Below are 283 nucleotides of genomic sequence, written 5' to 3'. Positions count from 1 at the left end.
ACCGGAGTGTTCGCGGGCGTCATGTACCACGACTACGGCTCCCAGCTGGGCGGGACCGTACCCGAAGGGCTCGAAGGCCACCTCGGCATGGGCACCTCCGGCAGCGTGGCCTCGGGCCGGCTCTCGTACACCTTCGGCCTGGAGGGGCCGGCGGTGACGGTGGACACGGCCTGCTCCTCGTCCTTGGTGGCCCTGCACCTGGCGGCGCAGGCCCTGCGGCAGGGCGAATGCTCGATGGCCCTGGTGGGCGGTGTGACCGTCATGGCCACCCCGAACACCTTCG

At 71.4% G+C, this 283-nt stretch carries 1 protein-coding gene; it reads left to right on the top strand.

The annotated features are described in order from the left end of the window. Window positions 1-283 (top strand): beta-ketoacyl synthase N-terminal-like domain-containing protein (locus VR44_RS38910; protein WP_281187294.1); only part of this gene is annotated, 283 nt, incomplete at both ends.

The organism is Streptomyces katrae (genome assembly GCF_000966975.1).
GTDB classification, from domain to species: Bacteria; Actinomycetota; Actinomycetes; order Streptomycetales; family Streptomycetaceae; genus Streptomyces; species Streptomyces katrae.
Note: the sequence above shows the minus strand (reverse complement) of the source record. Positions and strands in the feature narration are given on the sequence as shown.